Consider the following 21,689-nt stretch of genomic DNA (forward strand, 5'->3'; position numbering starts at 1 on the left):
TCCTGGCTGGCCGGATGCCGGAGGCTGCACCGACGTTACGAGCGAAAGGCCGAGCACTTCCTGGCCTTCGTCGGCATCGCCACAGCCCTCATCAGCTACCGCAGACTCACCAACTGAAACGACGTCTAAGAAGTCAAGAGAGCCCGCGAGCGTTGATCGCTACCGCGCCTGCTGTTTCGCTGGCCGGTATGGATGATCTCGGGCCCGTTGCGTGGCCGCCTGCGCCGATCAGGACCGAGAGGCTCCTGCTGGCGATAGGCGCCGGCCTGCGCACACGGCGCTACGGGCCGGCCGCATGGGCGGCCCTGGGGTTCGCGCTGATGACTCAGGCCTGACCGCTCACCATGGACTGGATCACCTTCGGCGAGCGCAGCACGATCAGAGCACCCGCGTTCCGCAGCTCCCGCTCCTTGCCGTCGTCACGCGCGTAGCCGACGAACGGAACACCCGCCCTGACAGCGGCATGACAGTCGAAGTGGGAATCACCGATCATCAAGGCGCCAGAAGGGGCCGTGCCGGTCGCGTTGAGCGCACGATTCAGAAAGTGCGGATGCGGCTTGAGGTGCCCGAGGTCCTGAGTGCGGCCGTAGATGTGCGGATCGAAGCACGGAAGCAGGCCGCGCCCTTCCAGGTATGACCGAACCGTCCTCGGCGAGTTGTTCGCCGTGACGGCCAAGCGGGCACCCACCGCCGCCCAAGTGCGTATCAGCGGGTCGGCACAGGCCGTGGGCATCGCCGAGGAGGAGGCGCGCAGTTCCTCCCTGGTGAGACGTTGCTCCAGTTCTGCGACCAGGCCGCTGTCCGGGTGCCTCCGGTCGACGGCAGCCAGAATCACCTGGGGGTTGAGGGAGTTCCGCTCTTCCTCCGTCACCAGATCCCGCAGGCCCCGGCTCTCCAGCCAGGCGATCAGGTCCACGGCCACGCGTTCTGCCGAGTGCCCCGCGAACAGCCGGCACGCCGGCGCCGGATCGACCGCGCGTTGTTCGCTGTGGTGATGGAGGCATACGTGCACGGCGTGTCCACCCGCAGCGTGGATGACCTGATCAAAGCCCTCGGCGCGGACAGCGGGATCTCCAAGTCCGGGGTCTCCCGGATCTGCGGTGAACTGGATGAGGAACTGACCGCGTTCAGGGGACGGCCACTGGATCACAACGTCTTCCCCTACGTCTTACTGGACGCCACCTACTGCAAGGCCAGGGTCCATCACCGGGCCGCCTCCCAGGCCGTGGTCATCGCCACCGGGCACCGCGAGATCCTCGGACTGATGGTCGGTGCCAGCGAATCGAAGCCGTTCTGGACGAAGTTCCTGCGCAGCCTGCGGGCCCGTGGCCTGGAGAACGTCCAACTGGTCATCTCCGACAGCCACGGCGGCCTGGTGGCCGCGATCCGCACCGTCTTCCTCGGATCGCCCTGGCAACACTGCCGTGTTCACTTCGTCCGGGACGTGTTCTGAGTGATCGAAAAGGGTTCTGGGGAGATGGCGGCGGCCACCATCCGCACCACCTTCGTGCAGACCACCGGCGAGACCGTCCGTACCCAGCTGAACGTGGTCGCCGACATGCTCGGACGGCAGTCCCCCGCAGGTCAAGAAGATGCTGCTGGACGCCGCAACCGACATCACGGCGTTCGCCGACTTCCCGGCAGCGCACTGGAAGAAGATCTGGTCCACGAACCCGCTGGAACGACTGAACCGGGAGATCAAACGGCGGGCCGACGTCGTCCAGGTCTTCCCCAACCCCGCCGCCCTGGACCGACTCGCCGCCGCGGTCTTGGCCGAACTCCACGACGAGTGGCAGGTCTTCGACCGCCGCTACCTCTCCGAAGCCTCCATAGCCGGCCTCTCAACCACCAAGCCAGCCGAGCGCGAGCCGCAGATCACCCCACAATCGGAATCGAAACAGCTGCCGTAACTACACCACCCCACGGGACATGACCGGGGCCTGCCTCGCCCGCTGCGGAGCACGCGGGTGCAGGACATCACCGTCTCGAAGGCCGGGGCGTCACCGGCCTGGCCTGCGGTGAGGGTGAAGGCGAGGGGCCGCGCGTGGCCGGCGGCGGCCAGGTGAACTTTGGTGCTCAGCCCGTCGCGGGAGCGTCCGAGCGCGTGATCGGCGGGCTCGCCACAGTGGGCCGCCCCCCTTTTTTTGAGCGCTCCGGCAGCCTGCTGGTGGGCCCGGACGACCGTGGAGTCCACCGACACCGTCCAGTCGATGGCGTCGTCGGCGTCCGTCGCTGCCAGGACTGCCGCGAGGATCATCTCCCAGGTCCCGTCGACGGCCCACCCGATCAGCCTTTTGTGGGCTGTCTTGAATGAGCCGAGTTCATCGGGCAGGTCCCGCCAGGGCGAGTCGGTGCGGTACTTCCACGCGATGGCCTCAAGAGTGCGGCGGCGGTCGGCTCAACGCCGCCCGCGTACCGGGCCCGCCGACATCAGCGGCTTGATCCGGTCCCACATCGCATCGGTGATCACTAATCGGACGGACACATCTGATCAACTGACCAACCCATCAAAGAGACACACGGTCGATCTCCGTGGGTGTGGCCATCGACATGTCCTGTTCGTGTGCATCACGACCGAAACGACCGCTTCGGACAAAGAATAGAACAGTCACCACCTGAGCCGATTGCCAGCGGCGCCCCCAGCTGGCCGCGACCCAGCCGCAGATGCGGAAGACGACGTAGCGGGGCGGTCCAGTGCCTCCTCGCGCAGCCGGTCCAGCACCTTCAGCCGGCCCTCCGTCTCGATGCGGGCGGTGGTCACGCGCCCCGGATAGCAGCGCATGAACATCTGGGTGAAGTGAGTGCCGTAGTGGATGTAGTCGGTGGGGTCCGCGGTGTCGAGCGGGCGGGCCACCGCGTTGAAGGCCGGTTCGTGGAAATAGGCGAGGGTGTAGCGCTCGCGGTCGGCCAGGCGGACCTTGTGCGGGGTCGACAGGAGGGCGCCGCCGGTCATGAACTGCATGATGTCGCCGGGGAAGACGGTGAGGACGGCCGGGACCGGGATGACGTAGGTCCACGGCTCCTCGTGTTCGTGACGGCCGGCCATGGACTCGCCGGGCAGCCAGTTGCGGCCGCGTTTCTCACCGGGGACGGGTGGCCGGACATAGAGGCCGCCGACGTCGTCCTGCGCTGCGATGACGAGCAGGCCGTAGTCGGTGTGGGCGCCTATGCCGCGTTCGGAGCGCGCGTCGGCGGGCGGGAAGCGCAGGACCCGCATGTGGTGCCAGCCGTCCGCGGTGAGCCGGGTGAAGTGGTCGGGGTCGTCCAGGCCGAGGCCGAGAGCCGTCAGCCGGAGCAGGCGGTGCCCCAACTCGCCGACGGCCGTCATGTAGGCGTTCATGGCGCGGGCGTAGCCGGGTGAGGGCCAGGGGGCTGGGCCGTGGCAGGGCCATTGGTCGATGACGCGGGGGTCGTCGGCCGGGATGTCGGGGCACACCGTGAAGATCTCCGAGCCGTCCCGCTCCCCCGCCGTCTCCTCCTCGCCGGAGGCCACGTAGCCGCTGTAGCTGAGGTCCGAGACGTACCCTGCCTTCTCCTTGAGGGGTCTGCGGCAGAAGGCCCGGGATGCCTCCAGTGCCCTTTCGGTGGCTTCCTGTTGGGCGGGGGTGGCGTGGACTTGGAAGATGCCGTCGGACTGCCAGGCGGCGACGAGCGCGCGGCCGAGGACCCGGTCGGCATCCGAGCCGTCGACGGCGTCCGGCAGCCGGAACGTCCGCAAGGGCGCCGGGACATGTGGGTCAGTGGTCATTCTGGAACCTCCGAGAGTAGGTGTTTTTGATCCCTGGCCGCGAGCTGCGCATACCTGGATGATCTGGGGTGTGGGGGCTGGTGGGACGGCTCGGCGGTACTGCCGGGAGTGTGGTGATCCGCTGCCGCAGACGATGGCGGCGGAGGCGGTGTTCTGCTCGGGTCGGTGCAGGTCACGGCGGTGGCGGAGGCTTCATCGAACCCGGCAGCGGGTGGCCGCGATGCAGCGGGGACAGCAGGCGGAGTGCCCGGTGTGCGGGCGCTCGTGGACGGTGGGAGGGGAGCGGTCGAGAGCAGCGGTTTACTGCTCGGACCGTTGCCGGGTGCGGGCCTGCCGTCAGCGGCGGGCGTCGCGGAACGGCGTTACAGAAACGCCATAGCCGAACGCCTCGCGAGCACCTCGAACACCCCTTGTTTTGCAGACAAGTTGGGACCGAGTCCCGAGCGCTTCGAGCGCCCCCGATTCACGCCCTGCCCCGGCGTGTCGCGCGCGCGCGTCACGGTGGACAGTGACCGGGGCCGGCGCCCCTTTGACCGGTCACGTCGTGGTGGCCGGGCCGGACCCGGGCGAGGGCGGTGGTCATCATGACCGACGTGGCCGACCGGATCGGGAACGTCACCCGGCAGCGTTACGAACAGCTCGTCACCCAGGCCAAGGAACTGATCGCGCAGATCGCCCGCTCGCAGTTCGCCCTGGGCGACATGGCGTTGGAGATCGAGCCGATGCGGTCGGTGGGCGGTTCGATGCCGAACGGTGCGGACGACCTGTTCACCGTGACGGAGTCGTTGCAGATGTTCGCGGACGACATCGGCGTTGAGCGCCGGACGGTGGAGGACTGGCGCTACACCGCCAACCGGTGGCCGGAGGGGCGCCGCAAGGAGGGTGTGTCGTTCACTGCTGACCGCATCCTGGCGTCGGTGGCGGACGACGATGAGCGGTGGGCGGCGATCGAGGACGCGCCGTTCAACCCGCGTACCGGGGCTCGGCAGTGGACGCCGGACGGCGCGAAGCGGGTCGTCGGCCAGCGGGTCGACCGGCCGGTCACGGTGGATGAGAAGGTCCAGGCCGTGGCCGACCTGACCCGGGACGACGAGGTCGCAGCCCAGGTCGCCACCGACCTGCTGAAGCGGCCGGCGGTGACCGAGCACGTCACCCCGGCCGAGCGGGTCCGGGTCATCACGGAGCTGACCAGGGACGACACCGTCGCCAAGGAGGTCACCACGAGTCTGCTGCGGCGCCCGGCCGTGGCCCGGACGGCCATGCGGGACGACACCACCCGGATGCTCGTCAACCGCGCGCAGTTCGACAACTCGGCCGAGACGCGGGACCGGATCCGGGAGCGCACTCCGGCCGTCCGCGCGATCGAGCACACCATCGAATACCTCGACCTCGTCGGCTCCTGCCACGGCTTCGTTGCCACCCTCGGCCGCCTGGTCCCGCAACTGCGCGGGCAGGAGTTCACCGACGACGAACGTGAGACCGTCCGCCGTCAGATCGGCCGGGTCCACGCCGCGGCGGACTGGCTCGAAGGAGCCCTCGACAACGGCGAGTTCACCCTGGACGAGCAGCTGGTCCAGCTCCTCAAAGGCGAGTAGGCCATGCCGCGACGCCGGGAGGCCCGGCCGCTGGCCGAGCACTACGGCGACCTGGTCCGCGTCGCCCTGATGGAAGCACGCCCCGCGGGCCTGCACACCTACCAGCTCATGGCCGCCACCCGCCTGACCCGCTCGCAGATCGGCCGCGGCATCCGGCACGTCCGCGACGTCGTCGCCGCGGAGAACCTGACACCGATCACCTGGACCCGCCGAGACGGGTTCATGTTCTCCGACGACCCAGCGGACTGGATCGACTACGACAAACGGCAGTTCCGGCAGATCCTCGGCCGACTCACCCGGGTGATCACGGGCACGCTCGATCCGCACCTGGCCCGCTACCCCGACGACGAATGGGCCCAGCTCACCACCGCCCAGCTCACCGGGGTGCGCGCCACCCTCGCCCAGCTCGCCAAATAGCCCCCGTCCACCGCCGATCACCCCTGCCGAGTCCGCCATGCCCGCTGCTTCCCGTCGCCGCCGCTACCCGTCCGACACCTCGGTTGCCGAATGGGCCCTTCTCGAACCCCTGCTGCCGGTCCCGGCCTGCCGGACGAAAACCGGTGGTCATCCGGAGAAGTGGCCGAGGCGGGAGATCGTCGACGGCATCCGCTACATCGTCGACAACGGCGCGAAGTGGCGGGCCCTGCCTGCGGATTTCCCGCCGTGGGAGACGGTTTACGGCTTCTTCTGGCGGTGGAACCGGGCCGGGGTCGTCACCTACATCCGTGACCAGCTCCGGCGCCGGATCCGTACCGGCAAGGGCCGCTGCCCGCACCCGGTGACGCTGATCGTGGACTCCCAGTCGGTCAAGGGAGCCTCCACCGTCGGCCGCACCAGCCGGGGCTACGACGCCGCGAAGAAAATCAACGGCCGTAAGCGACATATCACCGTGGACACCCTCGGCCTGCCCGTGATGATCACGGTGACGCCCGCCGACATCCAGGACCGCGACGCCGCCCGCGACGTGTTCTGGCGGCTGCGCCTCCCAGCCGCAGATCACCCAGGTCTGGGCGGATCGCGGCTATGCCGGCGACCTCGTGGACTGGGCCCGCGACCGCCTCTGGCTCACCCTGCGCATCGTCTCCCGCCCCAAGGGCACGAAGGGCTTCGTCGTCCTGCCCCGTCGTTGGAAAGTTGAGAGGACGATCGGCTGGTGCATGAACGCCCGCCGCAACGCACGCGACTACGAACGCTTGCCCCAGCACTCCGAAGCTCATCTGAACTGGGCACTCATCACCATGATGACGCGGCGCCTGACCCGCAGGAGTCCCCGAACGAGCTAGTGGACCCGGAAGACGCCGACAGTTGGATGACGGTGACCTTACTCGGCGCCGGCCTCCGGCACGTCGTCCGTCCCGTGCTGACGCCGCCTCTTATTGACCCAGCGTCCGCCACGCGCCAGTAGCAAAGGACGGCGACCTCCCCGACGGGGGCTGAGTACGCCTCCCAGGCAAGCTCTGGCGTCCCGAAGGAGGCAGGCTGCGGCTGCGGCCGATATGCCTGGCGGCGCCTGCTGCGTTCCTCGTGCCGCTGGGAACAGGCGGCAGCCGCCAACTGGGCGTCCTGCCACAGCCAGCATGGGAACGCCGACGAGGGCGAAAGCCGCACCCGCAGCGTGCGGCTGACAAGGTTTACCTGCTTTTCGCTGAGCCGGGTCGGTCAGCGCCAGGGCCCCTCCGGCGGGCGGGTGGGAGGCTGCTGGTCAGGATGCGCGCGGATGTAGCCACGCCCAGACAGGAGTTGGCGACAGCGCACAGCGTGGCAACCGCGGGGCTCTCCAGGAAGGCGGTACCCGCTACGGCCAGCAGGCACAGCACGGCCCCGGTGAGCCAGGCCACGACGGACAGGCAGACCGCCAGCCTCCGAACGGTGCGGCAGACGGTCGAGGAAAGAGTGGGACTTGGGTTCATCGCTGCTCCTTGCGGACACGGTGACCTTGGGGTGCAGCGATGGTGTGGCGCCCGGCCAACCCAAGACGATGGATCGCGCCGATGACACCCGCGAGTGGAGCGAATCCTGGACCATGGGGGTCTGCAACGGCGAGTGTCCACGGACCATTGCCATTGACATGGGTGATCCGGTGGAGCTATGCGGGGAGGGCGCACGTGCGGGCAGAAGTATGGGAGTGGCAGGAGTGGCGCCGGCGTTTGCTGGGGGCTCCGGGCGAGGACCTGTCGCAGGTGTTCAGCAAGGTCAAGGTGCACACCTTGCGCGAGACGCAGGTCAAGTGGGCCACCGACGAGCGCACCCGAGCCTTTTGTGACCTGGCGTTACATCTGTTGTACGAGCACCATTTCGCTGACGGTGCCAGAGCCACCCTGGGCGGAGAGGTGAAGTTGTTTCGCAACCTGGGTCCGGAGGATCTGATGCGGCATGCGGCCCGCATCGTTCCAGACGCGCGCGAGGCGGAACAGCTCGACCGGCAGCGCTGGCTGGATTCATGGCGTCACCAGGCCGCCTTCCTGGACGACATGCTGGCCTACCTGTTCAGACCCTCCGTCGTGCAGCGCCGCCTGGCCGCGGTGCACGAGGTACTCGTGACCATGGCACCACGGATGACGCTGGCCCAGCTCATCCGGGAAGGCACCCAGACTGAGCTGCAATCGACACTGGCGGAGCCCATCGTCGGGCTGCAGACCTTCATCCAGGCCGCACTGCCTCGCCAGCCCCAGATCCAGCGGTACGTCCATGCCACCGAGACCATGTCCCTCACGCAGTGGGCACGCCTGTACGAGGTTGTCTTCTCCGGCTATGGACTCGGCCTGCGCCCCGGCGTGACGTGGACGGACATCGCCCGCCTTTTCAGGACCATGATCGAAGGTGCCCTCCTCAAAGCCCGCACCCACGATCATCTCCCCCCGCGTCAGCAGCGGCGACAACACCCTGGCAGCCGCCATCTTCGCCATGCTCCCCACTCTGTGCACCATCGACCGCGCCGACATCGACACCCGTACCCTGCGCCACCCCCTGCCTCTGCTCGCGCATCCACTGACCATCCCCAGCCTGCGCTCTGAGCCCGACCCCGCCACCAGGCCGAGCAGAGCCCTGGGGTCAAGGCGTCCGAGCCGCCGTGATCGGCACTCTGGTGGAGACTGATCGTCGTGCAACGCCCATGGGCACGCGCGCCCTGCCGACAGGAAGGCCAACGGCCTTTGTTCCTCTTGCAGGACCACCGTGCGTGCCGTTCCTGGGCCACCGGTCGTCCACGGGGATACCGGCACGTGCAGCCGGATCAGTCGTCTGCATGCCGCAGGACCGTGCTGCCCGATACCGGGACCCACTCGTCACCGAAGGGAGTCAGGGCATCAGGGGGTGGAGGCGTTCCGACCGGCGCTGCGTATGCCCGCGCTGTGTGCTCCCAGCGGGTCGAGGTCAGCACGACCTCACGGTCGAACAGTTGCATCGGGAGCCCGAGAAGCCCGTCAGCCTGGAGGACACGGATGTAGTTGAGGAGTTCGATCGCCTTGACCATGGACCAGGCAATCAGGGGTACTGCGGCCCGGAACCGTTCGGACAGGCCAAAGGGATCGGTCTCCTCGAGGAGTTCGGTGTCGTGGTGCACCACGTCGCCGTAGATCCACGCCGTGGCCAGCTTGCGGTCGTCGAGTTCGGCGGTCCAGCCTGCGGCGGTGTCAGCGAGCATGACCTGGTAGCCGCCCTCCCGTTCCGCGTTCGGCTCCGTTCTCGTGCGCCACTCGGTCCGCGCCGTCTTCACCCACGCCGTGTCGTGCGATAGGTCGCGGCAGAAGTACCCCACTGCGGCCAGTGCCTTCAGGTACGAGCAGGCGTCACCTTCCAGCAGCAAAGGCCTGATCCGGGCCGCGGCAGACTCCACGACTTCCTCGGCCGGGCACTCCTGCAGGATGTGTACCTCACCGTTGCCGAGGACGGTCACCACGTACGGCATGCCGGCCAGAGCAACCAGGGCGTCCCAGTCCGCCGCCAGCGAGTGCGCCTCCACCCTGCGGGCGCGCACTACGAACGCCTCAAGCCTGCTGCGGTGCAGCACCGCCGGATCCGCCCCCGCTTGGCCGTTGGCCCGCATCGGTTCCCTCCAGGAGTAGGTGAACCGCCTGGTCCAGAGCCGCACGGTTGCATCAAGCATGACGCTGCCGCCACGCCAACAGCAATCCGTTTCAGGGCAGTCGTCCCCACACCCGGTCCTCGGGCAACGAATCCGGTAGGGCGGCGGGGATGTCAGTCCCCAATGCAATGATGCGGGTGTGACGAGATGGGTGAGAGTTGGAGTGCGGCTGCTGGCGGTGCTGTGCGGCCTGGCGGCGGTGGTGCTGGGTGTCGTCGCGGTTATTGCTGATCTCGATACGGCCGGTCAGGTGGCGAGCGTGGCTGGGTCGGTCGCCAGCCTGGTCGGTGTTGTGTTGAGTTGCTATGCACTTGTGCGTGCGTCTGCAGTCGACGGCCACAGGGTGTCTGCGACCGCATCGGGAGCGCGATCCGTCGCAGCTGGCGGCGGCATCGGACGAGCGGTTACCGGTGATCGCGTCACTCTCACCACGCCTCCTGCGGGACCTCTGGCAGCAGGGGCGTCCGGTTCGGCACAGGCGACGGGTGAGCGAGGCGTCGCAGCGGGCGGCCAGGTGGGTGAGGCCTTTACTGGAGATGACACGCGCGCATGAATCCGTGGCAGAGGAAGCCCCAGCCCACTCCCGTATCGCAGAATTCAACTGCCGTCCCGCAGTCCTTGACTCCTGATGTTCACGTGGCGGCGTCCGGTCTGCGCTCAGTTGCGGCCGCCGGAAACATCGGTGCAGTCACCACGGGGGACGAGAGCCCTCTGACGGTCAATGTGTACCCTCCCGCGCCGGCGCCGACCGCGTTGGCCTCGCTTCCCGCTGCCCCCTCACAGCTCAGCGGCCGCGACACCGAGATGGAACAGGTGCTGTCGGCCCTGCAGCCGCACACTGGGGCACCGCGGCAGGCCGTGGACCGTCCCGGGGCCGGAACGGTCGCCTCGGCTGCCGATGATGTCGTGCCGCCCGTGCTGGTGACCTCAGTGGCTGGGCTCGCCGGTGTAGGCAAAACGGCGCTCGCTTTGACCTGCGGGCATGCTGCCGCCGAGGCCGGCTGGTTCACCGGCAGCCTCTTCATCGACCTGCATGGATACGACGAAAGTCCGGTACAGCCAGGACAGGCTCTGGAGGCGTTCCTGCGAGCCCTCGGCGTCAACCCGACCGACATGCCGGCAGCTGCTGAGGAACGAGCAGCGTTGTACCGGTCCGCGCTGGAAGATATGGCCGACCAGGGACAACGTCTGCTCATCGTGGCCGACAATGCTGCCAGCGCCGACCAGGTCCGTCTCCTGCTCCCCGGCAGCCGCCGGCACCAGGTCCTGATCACTTCCCGGCACACCCTGCCGACACTCAACGCGCGGCTCGTAGATCTCGCCGTGCTCAGCCCCGTGGCAGCAGCGGCGCTCCTGCGGCACGCACTGCACAGAGCCAACCCCGCCGACCGACGCGTCCTCGATGCCGTAGAGGATGTCGAGGAACTGGCCGGCCTGTGCGGGTACCTGCCGCTGGCTTTGCACATCAGCGCCGCCCTGCTGATCCTGGAGCCCGACCAGACCGTCGCCGAACTCGCTGCCGAGCTAGCGACGGCCCGGTCGCGACTGAGCCTTCTGGACGACGGAGAGCGGGCAGTGCGTGCCTCCTTCGATCTCTCCTACCGTCGGCTTCCCGCCGATCATGCCGAGCTCTTTCGTCTCCTGGCCCTCAACCCCGGTCCCGACATCGGCCTTGAAGCAGTGGCGGTCCTGGCCGCCCGCCCGCTGCCGGCCGTCCGCACCATGCTCCGCGCTCTCGGCCAAGCGCACCTGCTCGAATGCGTGAACAGGCGCTGGTCAATGCACGACCTCGTCCGCGACTACGCCACCGAACTCGCGGACGACACCCAGCAGGCCGCAGTCAACAGCGCCGGAGAAGAAGGCACGCCGGGTGGGGCAGCGCCCCACGTCCAGGCATGCAGCCGACTGCTCGAGCACTACGCCACAACCGCTCGCGCGGCGAGCGCACACCTCACTATGAGGGCACATTCAGCTGCAGTAGGCGCATTCGCTGATCAAGACGAGGCGCTGGCCTGGCTGGACACCGAGCGCGTCAATCTCACCGCCTCCGTAGCTGCCGCAGCTGCCATTCGGCACCACGACATTGCCGTCCAACTCCCGGTGATCCTCTACGACTACCTCATCTGGCGCGGATACATCGACGACTTGATCGCCGTGACGACGATCGCCTGCGACATCGCCCACCAGACAGGAGCTCTCGCCGCTGAGGCAGGAGCATGGAACAACCTCGGCATCGCCCTGATCGAAGCCTCACGCTACGAGGAGGCCGTTCTTACTCACAGGCGAGCCGCCGATCTGTTTGGCTCCGTGGACGACCACAATTCACGCGGCAAGGCACTCAACGGGCTCGGCTCGGCCCTGGGCTATTCAGGGAACCCCACCGACGCACTACAGACCTACCAACAGGCTCTGACGATCCAACGCGAGTGTGGAGACCTGCAGGAACAGGCAGCAGTACTGAACAACCTGTCCCTGAGCCATCAGGAGCTGAAGAACGTCGAAGCAGCATGTGCCGCAGCAGAAGAGGCCGCCTCACTATTCCGGCAACTCGGCGACACCACAAACGAGGCGAAAGCCCTGTGCACGTCAGCACTCGCACTCCAGGCATCGGGACAGCACAACGAAGCACAGGCGCTCTGCGAGCGGGCCATCGAGTCCACCCGCCGCGCCGGGGGCAATCCACGCGATGAAGCAGCAGTCCTGATGACCTGTACCGAGCTCCTGACCGACCTCACACCGCAGCAGAAGATCACCTACCTACTGCAAGCTCAAGCAGCGTGCGCACGCGCCAACGCCCATGATCTCTACGCGCACACGTTTGCTGCCTTGGGCATGGCATGGATCAACGCAGGTGATTGGGACCAGGCCACCACTCATCTCACGCGCGCTGCAACCATGCTTGACGACCTTGGTCTTGCCAGCGAAGCGGCTGATGTTCGGAACCTACTCGCGTTGCTCCAGGCCTGACCTAGCCGCACATCAAAAGCGCCAAGAGCTCCCAGCCGCCTCAAAGGCCGCGAAGCGAACGGCTGACAAGCCCTCCCGACGCGAGCACCCCTCAAAATCGCTCAGACCACCTCGACTCCCCCCGGCAGGCGAAGAACGTGCCCCGCCGACCCCCTAAAGATCAATTACGTCGCGAACGCGCTTGACCTCCAAGCCAAGAAACTATCTCTCTAATTACGACATCCTCTGTGCAGTCACAGCACTGCAGGTAAAGCCTTCGAGTAATCGCCACGCCACAGCGCCGCACACACACCACAGCAGATCAAACGCCATACCAGTCAAGATCACGACATCATCCACGAACTCTAAGCACAGCAGGTCAACGGTGTTCTTCTGTTGTAACTACGCGACAGATCGACACGCCTGAGGACTGGGGAGCGTTGGGCGGGCACCCACTGGGGGTCTTCATCGCGGATCAGCGCCGGTACTACCGCGAGGGCACCTTGGACGCCAGGCGCGTTGCCGAGCTGGAAAACCTGGGCATGGTGTGGTCGGTGCACGCGTCGGCGTGGGAGGCCGGCCTGGACGTCGCCCGCGACTATGCAGCCGTGCACGGGCACTTTCTGCCGCCCACGACTGCCGTATGGGGCGGAGACGGGTTCCCCATCGGCGTATGGGCCAAGAACATGCGCGCCGCTGCCCGCAGGAGCCGTGAGAACGCCGTACGCCGCGCGAACGGGGAAACGGGTATCTCCAGCGTCGGGGAGCTGTCAGAGAGCCGTATGGAGACCCTCGCAGAGATCGACCCCGGGTGGGCCCCGGAGGGTTGGGACATCGCGTGGCAGCGCTGCTATCGGCTCACTCGCGCTCACGTACAAGCGGGGGGCGTTCTGCCGGACCGGGCGGGCGAGGTGATCGTGCAGGGCGAAGACCTCGGAGTATGGGTGGCCGGGCAGCGGACCGGGTGGGACCGGCTGGTGTCGGCGCAGCAGTACCTGCTGGAGACCATCGGGCTTGAGCCCGCAGGCGAAGGCGAGGCCGTGGGGCCGGTGCGGCGCAGCCAGGATGACCGGTGGGCTGCCAACCTTGCCGCAGTGCGGCAGTTCCGGGAGCGCGAAGGACACGTCCTGGTACCAAGGAAGGCGATCGAGCACGTGGACGAAGTCCCCCACAAGATCGGGGCGTTCCTGGATAACTGCCGGCGGAGGGTCGGGGGGATGTCCGCGGAGCGACGCGCGGAACTGGCCGCACTCGGCTTCGAGTGGGCGGTCCTGGAGGGGCGTGATGCGGGGTGCTGAGGATGTGGCCCGCGTCCTCAGGCTCAACACCGCCAATACCCGTACCCGGCTCCCTTCCTGTCCCGACGATGGGCAGATGACCGACGCGCACTTCTTCAACGACGAGCCCTTTCTCAACCACGAGGTGGGTCCTGACCTGCTCGGACACGGGCAATACGCCCAGCATGTGCTCCGCCTGCTGGATCGAGTACGAGCCCAGACCGAAACCGGGGTACTCGCGCTGATCGGCTCATGGGGCTCCGGAAAGTCCAGCGTCCTGGGCAAAGTGACACGCCGTCTATAGGAAGCGGAGAACGGTGAAGGCTGGCTTTTCGCGGAACTCAACCCGTGGCTGTACTCCGATCTGGAGTCTTTGACTCAGGCGCTGTTCAGCGAGATCCGCGAAGCCCTCCCCAAAGACGAACGATGGTCCGAAGCGCGGCAGAAGATTGGTGGGTTCGGACGGGCCATCAGCCCTCTGGGGAAAGCTACTGCCGTCTTCGGCCTGGACTCGGAGGGACTGATCCAGGAAGTCAGCAACCGCATCAGCGGCGACACGAGCGCGTCCGCAGCCAAACGCAAAGCTGAAGAAGCTCTGCGCAAAGCAGGCCGGCCGGTCCTCGTCGTCATGGACGACCTGGACCGCCTCACCCCCGAAGAACTCCTCGTCGTCTTCAAGCTGGTACGTCTGGTAGGCCATCTTCCAGGCGTGTACTACCTGATCAGCTTCGACGAACGGACCCTGCTGGACGTTCTTCAACGCAGTGAGCTGGTCGGCAACAGCGAGCCCCGCGCACGTGAGTTCCTGGAAAAGATCGTCCAGGTCCGACTGGACCTTCCTGCGTTCCGTGAGCGTGACGCCGACCTCCTAGTCGACCGCTCCCTCTCCGCAGTCCTCGCCTCACACAGCCTGACCCTGACGCCTGACGAGCAGCAGCGGATCTCCGAGGCCTACTACCGGCACTTGCAAGACCGGCTGCGCACCCCGCGCGCCATCAAACGGTTCTTCGGCCAGGTGGACGCCACCCTCGGCCAACTCACCGGCAACGTCGACATCGTCGACTTCCTTCTCGTCACCTTCCTCCGCACCAGCGAGCCCCGCGCCTATCAGTTGCTGTGGCAGCACCGCGCCGAACTCACTGGTACCAGCGTCGACCTGCCCTCGCGCCGCGACGAACGGCCGGAACAGCGTATCGACCACTGGCGTACCAGGCTGCTGGACGCTGGCGTCGCTGAGCAGCACCTAGACAGCGTGATCGGCCTGATGGGCATGCTGTTCGCACCACTGCGCCAAGCTCTCGGCTATGGCGCCAACACTCAGGCCATCGCGTTGCGGCGCGGCGTCGGCAGCATCGACTACTTCGACCGGTACATGGTCTTCGGCGTCCCCGACGATGACCTTCCCGAGCACACCTTCGACACCGCCCTGCAGCAACTGACCGACGGCACCCTAGGCACCGAAGCAGACGAACTGCTCCTGCGCCTGCGCGACGACACCCAGCGCATCACACGCCGCATCCAGTACAAACGCGTTGCCGGAGCTTCTCTACCAGCGGCCGCACTCCTCGAAGCCGCAGCCCGGCAGTACGGCCACCTCACCGCCACCCCTCAAGGGGTCTTCGGCCTGTTCACCGCGAACCGCGCTATGGACTTCCTCGCAAAAGACCTCCTGACCGACCTCGCCGAGCCCGAACGGCCCGCAATCCTCAAGGCCATGGCTCAGAGCCCCGACGGAGCCGTCCTGGCTGCCCGCACCCTGCAACGCGTCACCGCCCGACAAGACTCCGATGGCCCCACTCCCGGCTGGATCGGTGAGGCCCGCTCCCTGATCAGCCACGAGATCGCACAGCACCTCACCCTCGCCGTCAGCCGCCCAATCCACGAACTCACCGAGCTGGAGATCACCCTCATCTGGGCATGGCGCCACGCTGAAACGTCAGCGGCCCGGGCCTGGATCAGTCAGCGTCTCGACCAGGAGTGGGCTCTGCTCGATCTCCTCGCCGTACTCATTCCGCCCGACCGGGCGCCGTTCCCCATCATCGACAACGACACCCTGCAAAGCCTCGACGCACTCATCGGCCTCGAAGCGCTGTACAGCCGCCTCGGCCCGCTGCTCGACGCCCCCGCAGCAGACCCCGACAACGCCCAAGACGAACACCGCGCACGCATCCTCGAAGCACTGCGCGGACACCGCGGCAACACCCCCAACAACGGCAACGGCTGACAACGCTGGCTGCGGAACCCCCGCCCTGCCGGGCACTTCACTCAAACCCGACCACGCGGCCCGGCGCATACCAACCCCGTCAGGGCAAGAGGGCTGGACCTACCTGCCGGGGTCACGGCGAAGGTGATGGAGCAGAGCATCGAGTGCGGCACAAGGTGTGCCCGGCCAGCTCAGAGCTCTCCGCCGCGGCCCGAAGCGAGCTGGGAAGGCACTCACCCGCTTCCGTTTGGGACGCGCGGCATTGGCCGCAGACCCAGTTCTCCGCGGATGGCATTGAGGAAGCCCTGCTCCGCTTCCCAGAGGCTTCGGAACAAGTCCGACGGTAGATCGGCGGCACTGCACGTCGCACGCGCCGCGGCCAACTGGCGTGCGTCCGTGACCATCTGCACGGCCGTACTGACCGTGTCAGGGCTCAGCGCCACGAGTCGCATCGCAGTGAACCCGGCTTCCAGTAACTCCTTGTAGGGCCGCCCCGCTTCGTCAAAGAACGGCATGAGCCGTCCCGGTGACCGGGGGTGGGGTGCGGCGGTGATCTGAGCAGTCGGCTCCAAGATGAACGCCACGTACTTCCGGTGAGCCGCCAGGAAGTCGTTGTAGAAGCGCAGCCGGACATCCCGCCACTGCCGTTCGTGTTCGCGCTGCGCCATACGGTCCTGGTTTCTCATGGAAAGCCAGCCGCCCAGAGTCACACCGGCCAAGCCAGCGAGTCCAGCAACAACCGTGCCGATCATTCCGCGCCCCCTCGCACTGGTCGTTCGTACGGGGGTTGTTCCCACAGAAGAAAGATCACGACCGCATCGGCAGGAGACCGACGCCCTCGGACAAGTGCGCCAGCAGCCGAGGGGTGGGCCGGTGCGATCGCGCGCTTGCCGGCAGGCCGGGCAGCGGCTTGCCGTGCCGGGTGCCGGACCGAAGCCCTCCAGCACAGGCCAGGTAGGTATGCGAAAGCCGGTCGGCGGGGGGCGAGCCACAGTCGTCAGGACTGGCAACAACCCGAGTCTGGATGTCTTGACTCGGCAACAACGACACCGTAGCGCCCCGAAGCGCCCCACACTGGTGGGGACGCGCAACCTACGGGGGTGTCTGTGGCAGCGCCAGATCCGGTTGAGCCGGATGATATTTACAAAGCCATCATCGAGACGATCACCGGCCCAGACAGCTTCATCCTGTATGCCGCCATCATCTTGATGGCGATCCAGTCCTGGATCAGCTGGGCGCGGTCAACACACGCGGGCCTGCGCAGGCTGTACGCGAAGGCATCGGAAATCCCTGCGGCCGTCCGTCTCATGAGCGTGGCCTCGCTCGTTGCAGCCTGCTCCCTGCAGGCCGTCTTTCTGATTCTGAGCTACTTCCTCGCCGCGCACCTGCCCAGAGCGGTCAGAGACACGGCCAACCCTGCAGAAGTGGACGTGAAGAGCTGGATGGAGCCTCCCACCTCACCCATTCATGAAACGGCGTTTCAGATCGTCTTCGCGGTGGCGGTCTTGTTCGTGCTGTTCAGCTGGCGGGGCGGCCAAACCAGGGACCGTCTGCCCGGAGCTGGCGTGGTGGCCGTCCTGGGCGGCATGACCGCCCTGTCCCTCTACGTCAACGAGAACGGCAATCCTGAAATGAGCGTGGCTGCACTGATCTACTTCTTCGCGGCGCTGGTCGCCTTCTGCGCGCCAGGGCTGTGCAGACCTCAGCGCTCCGCCCGGTAGGGCATGCTGCCCTTGGCCGTGACGCGGGGGCTGCGCCGGATGGCGGTCGGCGAGGGTCTCACCATCGGGTGATGAGCGGTGGGTCCGGTTCGTGCTGCCTCCAGGCTTCGGTGAGGCGGGCGAGGCGGGCGGGGGCGGCGATGCCGCGCACCGTTGCGATCTTGCTTTCTGTGATGTCGAAGGTCACGGCGCCGATGACCTGGTCGCTGATCACGAAGAGGATGGCGGGGGTGTTGTTGACAAGTGCGTAGTGGACGGAGGGCGTGCCGCCGGCGAGTCGCCGTTTCGCGGGGGTGGGTTTGAAGCCGGCCCGTGCGACGGCGGCGATGCGCTGTGCGGTGTCGAACTGCAGCAGCTTCTCGGTCAGGCCGGCGCCGTCGGAAATCGCGGTGGCGTCGTCGGTGAGCAGCGCGATGAGCCGTTCGGTGCGGCCCGAGGAGGCGGCGGCGAGGAACTCCTCGACGATCCTGCGGGTGGATGCCGGATCGGCTTCCTCTTCACCGCCGCGGCGCGCACCGGTGATGCGGCGTCGGGCCCGGTGGAGGTGCTGCTGGCTTGCGGACTCGGTGAGGTCGAGGATTTCGGCGATCTCGGCGTGGCTGTGGGAGAACGCTTCGCGTAGGACGTAGACGGCCCGCTCGACGGGTGACAGGCGTTCCATGAGCGTCAGTACGGCGAGGGAGACCGATTCGCGCTGCTCGAAGGTGTCGGCCGGGCCGAGCATCGAGTCGCCGTCGAGGAGTGGTTCGGGCAGCCAGGCACCCGCGGTGCGTTCGCGGCGGGCCTGTGCCGAGCGGAGTCGGTCCAGGCAGAGGTTGGTGACGACCTTGGTCAGCCATGCTTCGGGCACCTTGATGCGCTGCCGGTCGGCGGTTTGCCAGTGCAGGAACGCGTCTTGCACGGCGTCTTCGGCGTCGGCTGCGGAGCCCAGCAGCCGGTATGCCAGTTCGAGGCCAGCCGGTTCCGGCTGGCCTCGAACTGGCGGGTGTCGAAGCGATCGGTCGCGGTGTTGTCCACGCGGATCCCCCTAGGCGGCTACGCGAGGCGCCTTGTCGACGGACGCGTGCGATGCGGCGGCCAGGCGGTGCTTGCGCCTGGGCAGGCCGAAGGTCGGGTGCGAGGTGGTCCACAGCGACATCCTGAGGATGGCCGCCTTGATGCGTGCGGCCTTCCAGCCGCCTACGTACTTGGGCTTGGCCTGCCCTTCGTCGTCGACCATCTGCAGGATCCCGTCCCGCCGGCCCAGGCTGATGTGGTTGCCCAAGTACTCCAGCTTGGTGTTCGGGACCGTGCGGCCGGTGAGGCGTTCCACGATCGCGGCCGTGGCCTGCATGCCGGTGTAGCCGGCCGACGCGCAGGACATCGGCAGCGGGCGGCCGTTGTCGCCGACGGCGTAGGCGCTGTCGCCGACGGCATAGACGTTCGGGTGCGAAAGGGACCGCATGGTGCGATCGACGACGATCCGGCCGTTCTCGGTGACCTCCAGCCCGCTGGCGGCGGCGATGCGGCTGACCGCGAACCCGGCCGTCCACACGGTTGCATCGGACGCCAGGGCGGTGCCGTCGGCACACAGCACCCGCGCCGCCTCGACGGCTTCGACCTCGGTGTGCTCCACGACGGTGATGCCCAGCCGGTCGCAGGCCTGACGCAGGTGGCCGCGAGCCCCGATGGAGAGGGGGGCGCCCAGCTCACCACGGGCCACCAACGCCACCGACAGGCCGGGCCGCGTTTCGGCGATCTCAGTGACGGTCTCGATGCCGGTCAGCCCGTCGCCGACGACCAGCACACGCCCGCTTTCGCCCTGCCGGCCCAGCTCGTCCAGGCGCTCGCGCAGGCGCAACGCCGAGGGCCGGCTGGCGACGTCGAACCCGTGCTCGGCCGCGCCGGGGACACCGCGGGTGGCACCGTGGCTGCCGAGCGCGTAGACAAGCGTGTCGTATTCCAGCTCGCCCCGCCATCGGCGTCGGCCACGGCGACGACCTGGCGCTCGGGGTCGACGGCGGTGACACGGGCCAGGCGCAGCCGCACCCCCGTGCCCGCGAAGACGTCGGCGAGCTGGGGAGCATCGATCTTGCGGCCGGCCGCGAGCTGGTGCAGCCGCAGCCGCTGGACGAAGTCCGGGTCGGCGTTGACCACGGTGATCTCGGTGTCCGCCGGGGACAACCGGCGGGCCAGGGTCCCGGCCACGGAGGACCCGGCATAGCCGGCGCCGAGGACGACGATGCGGTGCTTCATGTCTCGCTCCTGTCGGTTGGCTTGCTCCCGACGACTTGAGCGGGACAGCCACCCGATTCCTGACAGGAACCACGTGTGACGTGGGTCACGGGAGGGGCGAGCGGTCTCTGCCCGGTTCGTACGGCAGCGATGCGGCGGCGTCACCAGGACCGGCCCCTCGACACCGTCACCGATGCGGGCACGGGTGGCTTCGTTCACTTCAGGCGGTTCTGGCTCAACTTCTGTGGTGTGAGGGAGCTGGTTGACGCCCCTCCCCGGACGTCAACTGGACGGTTCGGCTCAGCAGGGTCTGGCTCCGCACGAACGGGGAGCCTGTCCGCCGCCATATCGGCATGCCGAACGTAGCCGCTCGGTGCAATCATGCTGTCCGCCGACAGAGCGGGGAGGGCGTATGGCCGGCCTGACAGTGACGGTATGTCTGCCGTCCGAGGTCGCGGACGATATTGAGGGGGCGCTCGCCGCCGCTCTCGCGCCGTTCGACCTGAACGGTGACAACCCCGCGGGCCGCGGCATGTGGGATTCACGCCGCATCCTCGGTGGCAGCGACGGTCGGGGGTTCGCGGTCGCCTGCGGATACGAGAACGATCCCAGGCTTGTCCACGACGAGCCCCGATACGACGGCACCCCTGCTCCCAGTGCTCCAGGAGTCTGTGCCGGTGGCCCGCGAGCCCTGCTCGACTTCTCGCGGCCGCTAGCCGCTTCCGAACGAGCGACAGCCGCGTCCTGGGACCTGTGGCAACGTCTGTCCGGCGAACACCCGCCAGCCCTGCCCCTCGAGGTCTTCGTGGAGCGTTGGCGAAATGATCCCCACGCGTTCCCGGGCGGCCCCTGGGACGACGGGATGGTGGCCGCCTACCGAGCCCAGCCACTGATCAAGGCATACCTCGATCACCCCTGGAGTCTCGGATTGGGCTTTCCGGGCTCCCCGTTCCATGCGGAGCATCCCGTCATCGGATTCTCCCGCAGCCGTGCTGACTACATCTGTGAGTTCTCCTGGAAGTCTCCGCCGGACACTGACGTGCTCACCGTGGACGGCTGGTGGCGAGAGAGCGGTGGAAGTGCCGTTCATGCGTTCTGCGACCCGGAATCGTGTCCTCACGATCCCCCAGAGCCCGCCGTATGGCCGGGCAGCGAGGCCTACCTGTCGCAGCTGCCCAGCGCCACGATTTTGGTACGGGTGCACTGCCACTGCTGATGCCTCCACAAAAGTTGTGCCAGAGCTCTTCAGGCAGCAGCGTTTGTTCAGCAGTCTGGGAGGCAGTTGGTGATCCACTGGCTCGCTGATGTTCACGAGCAATGAAGGCAGCCTGATGTCCGAGGGGCCGGGAAAGGGCGATCGAGTGGTTGAGCCGCGTGGCGTCGAACGGAGCGCGCAGCTGTAGGGTGCGATGGGCCCGTGAGGAGCTTCGACACCGGGCGGCTGAGGCGGATCGCGCAACTGCGGGCGGCCAGGGGAGAAGGTGCGCGTCGCGGCGGGAGCAGGCATAGCGTCAGTGGCAGCAATCGGATGCAGTTGCTGGGCCTGTTTGTTGCAGGCGTGCCTGGTCTGGCTGCGCTGGCTGCGTTGCTTTTTACCTGGCAGGATGTGCGCATCGCCGACCAAGGCCAGATCACCAGCCGTTTTAATGCCGCGATCAATAATCTGGGGTCATCATCGCTGGACGTGCGGTTTGGGGGGATCTATGCGCTAGAGCGCATTATGCAGGATTCCGCTCGGGATCAGCCCAGGACTGTTTCAGTCCTCTCAGCATATGGGCCTTCCCCCGTGAAGGTGGGCACGCGGTTATTGATCACGCGGCGAGCGTGAGTTTAGCGGTGTGGTGTCGGCGTTCGTATTCGTTGGGGCTGAGGTGGCCGTTGGCGGAGTGCCGACGGCGGGT

The 21,689-nt window shown here is 67.4% G+C and carries 13 protein-coding genes and 7 pseudogenes; 13 read left to right on the top strand and 7 right to left on the bottom strand.

Translation table 11 applies throughout. From position 1 onward, the window contains the following. Positions 1-117: pseudogene (locus tag EHS43_RS12600) on the top strand (IS5/IS1182 family transposase); the annotation flags it as partial. Between the two features lie 208 nt (positions 118-325). Here EHS43_RS12600 and EHS43_RS12610 read toward each other — a convergent pair. Next, on the bottom strand, positions 326-1,012 hold the full coding sequence (locus EHS43_RS12610; RefSeq protein ID WP_260470498.1) for an HAD family hydrolase: 687 nt from the start codon (positions 1,010-1,012) through the stop codon (positions 326-328). On the opposite strand from EHS43_RS12610, the pseudogene EHS43_RS12615 reads away from it, so the two are divergent. Next, a pseudogene (locus EHS43_RS12615) lies at positions 956-1,910 on the top strand (IS256 family transposase); the annotation flags it as partial. The gene EHS43_RS12610 and the pseudogene EHS43_RS12615 overlap by 57 nt on opposite strands. Before the next feature lie 14 nt (positions 1,911-1,924). Here EHS43_RS12615 and EHS43_RS12620 read toward each other — a convergent pair. Both EHS43_RS12620 and EHS43_RS12625 read right to left on the bottom strand, forming a co-directional pair. Continuing rightward, positions 1,925-2,485, bottom strand: a pseudogene (locus tag EHS43_RS12620) (IS5 family transposase); the annotation flags it as partial. 123 nt (positions 2,486-2,608) lie between these two features. After that, a complete protein-coding gene (locus tag EHS43_RS12625; protein WP_260470499.1) occupies positions 2,609-3,748 on the bottom strand; it encodes an isopenicillin N synthase family oxygenase in 1,140 nt (379 codons plus the stop codon). Between the two features lie 584 nt (positions 3,749-4,332). Here EHS43_RS12625 and EHS43_RS12630 point away from each other — a divergent pair. From EHS43_RS12630 to EHS43_RS12645, 4 genes and pseudogenes are all read left to right on the top strand, one after another. Further along, entirely contained in the window at positions 4,333-5,343 is a 1,011-nt protein-coding gene (locus EHS43_RS12630; protein WP_260470500.1) for a DUF6192 family protein, read from the top strand. Positions 5,344-5,346: 3 nt separating this feature from the next. After that, entirely contained in the window at positions 5,347-5,760 is a 414-nt protein-coding gene (locus EHS43_RS47630) for a hypothetical protein (RefSeq protein ID WP_125190796.1), read from the top strand. A 37-nt stretch (positions 5,761-5,797) separates the two neighbouring features. Beyond that, a pseudogene (locus EHS43_RS12640) lies at positions 5,798-6,626 on the top strand (IS5 family transposase). A gap of 822 nt (positions 6,627-7,448) precedes the next feature. Beyond that, positions 7,449-8,357 carry a hypothetical protein gene (locus EHS43_RS12645; RefSeq protein ID WP_125190798.1) on the top strand — a complete coding sequence of 303 codons (909 nt, stop codon included), beginning with the start codon at positions 7,449-7,451 and terminating at the stop codon, positions 8,355-8,357. A gap of 218 nt (positions 8,358-8,575) precedes the next feature. Here EHS43_RS12645 and EHS43_RS12650 read toward each other — a convergent pair whose 3' ends face one another. After that, positions 8,576-9,448, bottom strand: a complete 873-nt coding sequence (locus tag EHS43_RS12650; RefSeq protein ID WP_260470501.1) for a hypothetical protein — start codon at positions 9,446-9,448, stop codon at positions 8,576-8,578. Positions 9,449-10,063: 615 nt separating this feature from the next. Between EHS43_RS12650 and EHS43_RS12660 the strand changes: the two genes are divergently transcribed. The 4 genes and pseudogenes from EHS43_RS12660 to EHS43_RS12670 form a co-directional block, all read left to right on the top strand. Next, entirely contained in the window at positions 10,064-12,394 is a 2,331-nt protein-coding gene (locus EHS43_RS12660) for a tetratricopeptide repeat protein (RefSeq protein ID WP_185806227.1), read from the top strand. Positions 12,395-12,813: 419 nt separating this feature from the next. Further along, positions 12,814-13,671: a helicase associated domain-containing protein gene (locus tag EHS43_RS12665; RefSeq protein ID WP_260470502.1), complete on the top strand. Its 858-nt coding sequence runs from the start codon at positions 12,814-12,816 to the stop codon at positions 13,669-13,671. Between the two features lie 76 nt (positions 13,672-13,747). After that, complete coding sequence (locus EHS43_RS47635; RefSeq protein WP_260470503.1) at positions 13,748-13,954, top strand: KAP family NTPase; 207 nt, start codon at positions 13,748-13,750, stop codon at positions 13,952-13,954. A 27-nt stretch (positions 13,955-13,981) separates the two neighbouring features. Further along, positions 13,982-15,874: pseudogene (locus EHS43_RS12670) on the top strand (P-loop NTPase fold protein); the annotation flags it as partial. Between the two features lie 212 nt (positions 15,875-16,086). Here EHS43_RS12670 and EHS43_RS12675 read toward each other — a convergent pair. Further along, entirely contained in the window at positions 16,087-16,605 is a 519-nt protein-coding gene (locus tag EHS43_RS12675) for a hypothetical protein (protein ID WP_125190803.1), read from the bottom strand. A gap of 348 nt (positions 16,606-16,953) precedes the next feature. Between EHS43_RS12675 and EHS43_RS12680 the strand changes: the two genes are divergently transcribed. After that, entirely contained in the window at positions 16,954-17,574 is a 621-nt protein-coding gene (locus EHS43_RS12680; RefSeq protein WP_125190805.1) for a hypothetical protein, read from the top strand. A 58-nt stretch (positions 17,575-17,632) separates the two neighbouring features. Here the strand turns inward: EHS43_RS12680 and EHS43_RS12685 are convergent. Further along, positions 17,633-18,591 (bottom strand): annotated as a pseudogene (locus EHS43_RS12685) (sigma-70 family RNA polymerase sigma factor). Between the two features lie 10 nt (positions 18,592-18,601). After that, positions 18,602-19,809, bottom strand: a pseudogene (locus EHS43_RS12690) (NAD(P)/FAD-dependent oxidoreductase). A 391-nt stretch (positions 19,810-20,200) separates the two neighbouring features. On the opposite strand from EHS43_RS12690, the gene EHS43_RS12695 reads away from it, so the two are divergent. Both EHS43_RS12695 and EHS43_RS46405 read left to right on the top strand, forming a co-directional pair. Further along, positions 20,201-21,004, top strand: a complete 804-nt coding sequence (locus EHS43_RS12695) for a hypothetical protein (RefSeq protein WP_125190807.1) — start codon at positions 20,201-20,203, stop codon at positions 21,002-21,004. A gap of 201 nt (positions 21,005-21,205) precedes the next feature. Next, the gene (locus EHS43_RS46405; RefSeq protein ID WP_185806228.1) at positions 21,206-21,616 is read left to right on the top strand and encodes a hypothetical protein; all 411 of its coding nucleotides are present in this window, start codon (positions 21,206-21,208) and stop codon (positions 21,614-21,616) included. Positions 21,617-21,689: the final 73 nt, after the last annotated feature.

This window comes from Streptomyces sp. RP5T (genome assembly GCF_003933965.1).
In the GTDB taxonomy this organism is placed as follows: domain Bacteria; phylum Actinomycetota; class Actinomycetes; order Streptomycetales; family Streptomycetaceae; genus Streptomyces.

Bases quoted from the DNA above. Each gene is read 5' to 3' on its own strand.
- EHS43_RS12625 (WP_260470499.1), bottom strand. From the start codon at position 3,748: ATGACCACTGACCCACATGTCCCGGCGCCCTTGCGGACGTTCCGGCTG.
- EHS43_RS12630 (WP_260470500.1), top strand. From the start codon at position 4,333: ATGACCGACGTGGCCGACCGGATCGGGAACGTCACCCGGCAGCGTTAC.
- EHS43_RS47630 (WP_125190796.1), top strand. From the start codon at position 5,347: ATGCCGCGACGCCGGGAGGCCCGGCCGCTGGCCGAGCACTACGGCGAC.
- EHS43_RS12650 (WP_260470501.1), bottom strand. From the start codon at position 9,448: ATGCTTGATGCAACCGTGCGGCTCTGGACCAGGCGGTTCACCTACTCC.
- EHS43_RS47635 (WP_260470503.1), top strand. From the start codon at position 13,748: ATGACCGACGCGCACTTCTTCAACGACGAGCCCTTTCTCAACCACGAG.
- EHS43_RS12675 (WP_125190803.1), bottom strand. From the start codon at position 16,605: ATGATCGGCACGGTTGTTGCTGGACTCGCTGGCTTGGCCGGTGTGACT.
- EHS43_RS12695 (WP_125190807.1), top strand. From the start codon at position 20,201: ATGGCCGGCCTGACAGTGACGGTATGTCTGCCGTCCGAGGTCGCGGAC.